Origin of the sequence: Pseudomonas sp. DCB_AW, assembly GCF_026240895.1 — a bacterium.
In the GTDB taxonomy this organism is placed as follows: domain Bacteria; phylum Pseudomonadota; class Gammaproteobacteria; order Pseudomonadales; family Pseudomonadaceae; genus Aquipseudomonas; species Aquipseudomonas kermanshahensis.
The window spans coordinates 32,767-35,934 of record NZ_JAPFCE010000054.1 but is presented as its reverse complement, the minus strand read 5'-3'; the positions used below and the strand labels follow the sequence as shown (position 1 = coordinate 35,934).

Below are 3,168 nucleotides of genomic sequence, written 5' to 3'. Positions count from 1 at the left end.
GCGAAGAGGCCGGTGATGGCTCAGATCATCTTCTGAGATCACCGGCCTCTTCGCAGCACAAGGCTGCTCCTACAACAGCTAGGACTGCTGGGTATTTTACTCCAGCGCTGCCGCTGGCCCGAAGAACTCGTAGCGGCTCTGCTGCTCCGGCACACCCAGGCCCTTCAGCTGGCGCTTGACCGCCGCCATGAAGGCCTTGGGCCCCAGGAAGTAGGCATCGACGTCACGCTCACGTGGCAGCCACTCGGCCAGCAGGTCTTCGCTCAGCAGGCCCACGGCATCGGCCGCAGCGCCGCCTTGCGGCTCGGCATAGCAGTAGAAGCGCTTGAGCTGTGGATGACGCTCAGCCAGGCCGTCGACCCAATCACGGAAGGCATGCACGGCGCCGTTACGCGCACAGTGGATGAAATGCACTTCACGCGGGGTCTGCAGTGCCGCCTGCAACATCGCCAGGGTCGGGGTGATCCCCACACCGCCACTGATCAGCACCAGCGGCTTGTCGCTGGCGGCCAGGGTAAAGTCGCCTGCTGGTGGGAACAGCTGCAGGGTCTTGCCCACTACCAGTTCATCGTGCAGGTAGTTGGACACCTTGCCACCGGCTTCGCGTTTGACGCTGATGCGGTATTCATTGCCGTCGCACAGGGCCGACAGCGAGTAATTGCGACGCTGCTCGGCGCCGTCGATGAACAACTGCAGGCCGATGTACTGCCCTGGCTCGGCCTTGAGCACTGGCTTGCCATCCACCGGGGCGAAGTAGAACGAGACGATCTCGCTGCTTTCCTGCTCGCGGCGTACCAGGCGGAACTCGCGGGTACCACGCCATCCGCCGGCGGCTTGCTCCTTCTCTTTATAGAGGCTTTCTTCAGCGCCGATGAGGATGTCGGCCAGCTGGCCATACGCGGCGCCCCAGGCCGCGATCACCTCTGGGGTGGCGATGTCCTTGCCGAGCACTTCTTCAATGGCGCGCAGCAGGCAGCTGCCCACGATCGGGTAGTGCTCCGGCAGAATCTGCAAGGCCACGTGCTTGTTGATGATCTGGCCGACCAGGCCGCCGAGTTGTTCGAGCTGGTCGATATGGCGGGCATACATCAGCACGCCGTTGGCCAACGCACGTGGCTGGTCGCCGCTGGCCTGGTGGGCCTGGTTGAACAGCGGACGCACTTGCGGGTACTCGTTGAGCATCATCTTGTAGAAGTGAGTGGTCAGCGCTTCGCCGCCGCTTTCCAGCAGGGGGACAGTGGCTTTGACGATTGCACGTTGTTCGGCAGTGAGCATTGCAACGACTCCTGAGCCTATGGCTTCGAATGATTGCCTTGGGTATTTCACCATTCGTGCCAACTTTTATACCCAGCAAAATCAGGGCGTTGACGGGTGTCATGTCAAAACGACTCGCTCGGGCGTATAGTCATAATGACCAAAAGGAGTCCCTATGACTGCAAAGCCACTGCTCACTGCCCTCCTCCCCCTGGTCAGCGACTTGTCGCGCGACCTGAGCGACCAGGAACGCTACCGCCGCTTGCTTCAGGCCATGCGCGGGCTGTTGCCGTGCGACGCCGCCGCACTGCTGCGCCTGGACGGTGAGTGGCTGGTGCCGCTGGCAGTGGACGGCCTGAGTGCCGATACCTTGGGCCGACGCTTTCGGGTCAGCGAGCACCCGCGCTTCCAGATCCTCCTCAGCCGCCCACAACCCACCCGCTTTGCCAGCGACTCGGACCTGCCTGACCCCTATGACGGCCTGGTCAACGCCCCGGATGCCACGCTTGAAGTGCATGACTGCATGGGCTGCCCGTTGATGGTCGATGAGCGCCCTTGGGGCCTGCTGACCCTGGACGCGCTGACCCCCGGGCAGTTCCAGAGCCTTGAGCTGGATGCGCTACAGGCTTTCGCCAGCCTGGCTGCCGCCACGGTGACCGTGGCCGAGCGTATCGAGCACCTGGCCCTGCGCGCAGAGGACGAACACCATCGCGCCGAGCTCTACCGCCAGGCCAGTGCCCAGGACAAGGAGCTGATTGGCCAGAGTGCGGCACACAAGCGCCTGGTGGAAGAGATACGCCTGGTCGGCGGCAGCGAGTTGACGGTGCTGATCACCGGCGAGACCGGCGTTGGCAAAGAGCTGGTCGCCCAAGCCCTGCACCAGGCCAGCAACCGTGCCGACAAACCGCTGGTCAGCCTCAACTGCGCGGCCTTGCCCGATACCCTGGTGGAAAGCGAGCTGTTTGGCCACGTGCGCGGCGCCTTTACCGGCGCCCACGGCGAACGCCTCGGCAAGTTCGAGCTGGCCAATGGTGGCACGCTGTTTCTTGATGAGGTCGGCGAGTTGCCATTGACCGTGCAGGCCAAGCTGCTGCGTGTGCTGCAAAGTGGCCAGCTGCAACGCCTGGGGTCGGACCGCGAACACCGGGTCGACGTCCGCCTGATCGCAGCCACCAACCGCGACCTGGCTGCAGAAGTGCGCAACGGCAACTTCCGCGCCGACTTCTACCATCGCCTGAGCGTGTACCCGTTGCACGTTCCGCCGCTGCGTGAACGTGGGCGCGATGTGCTGCTATTGGCGGGGTACTTCCTCGAACAGAACCGTTCGCGCCTGGGCCTGAACAGCCTGCGCCTGAGCAGCGACGCTCAAGCTGCACTGCTCGCCTATGACTGGCCGGGCAACGTGCGCGAGCTCGAACACCTGATCGGCCGCTCGGCGCTCAAGGCGCTCGGCCAGCACCCGGAACGGCCGCGCATCCTCACCCTTGAGGCCATCGACCTGGACCTGCGCGCCGCTGCCCCATCGGGCCCGCTGCCCTCCCCCTCGCCGCTGCTGGAGGCGCCTCTGCCCGATGGCGGGTTGCGTGAAGCCGTGGACCATTATCAACGCCAAGTGATCGAAAACTGCCTGCAAAGGCACGCGGAAAACTGGGCCGCCGCCGCGCGCGAACTCGGCCTGGACCGCGCCAACCTCAGTCGGCTGGCGCGTCGGCTGGGGCTTCGCTGAGGCTTACCTACAAAAGGATTAACCCAGAAAGCCATCTGGTTGCTTCTCGCTGGGCTGCTATATCTCCCTAACCACCGGTATCACGGCCGTCATGGTCGAGGCTGAGCGCAACACGTTGCATTGACGTTGCGCCGGCCCTGGTTCGCTGAAGCCGAGCCAGTGTAGCCGCACACCAGCAGGGAGCATCC

The 3,168-nt window shown here is 64.2% G+C and carries 2 protein-coding genes; one reads left to right on the top strand and one right to left on the bottom strand.

The features are described 5' to 3' along the window. Positions 1-96 precede the first annotated feature (96 nt). On the bottom strand, positions 97-1,275 hold the full coding sequence (gene hmpA, locus OO306_RS21855; RefSeq protein ID WP_027595502.1) for an NO-inducible flavohemoprotein: 1,179 nt from the start codon (positions 1,273-1,275) through the stop codon (positions 97-99). 154 nt (positions 1,276-1,429) lie between these two features. Here hmpA and norR point away from each other — a divergent pair, with 154 nt between their 5' ends. After that, the gene (norR, locus tag OO306_RS21850; protein ID WP_085272626.1) at positions 1,430-2,980 is read left to right on the top strand and encodes a nitric oxide reductase transcriptional regulator NorR; all 1,551 of its coding nucleotides are present in this window, start codon (positions 1,430-1,432) and stop codon (positions 2,978-2,980) included. Positions 2,981-3,168 lie beyond the last annotated feature (188 nt).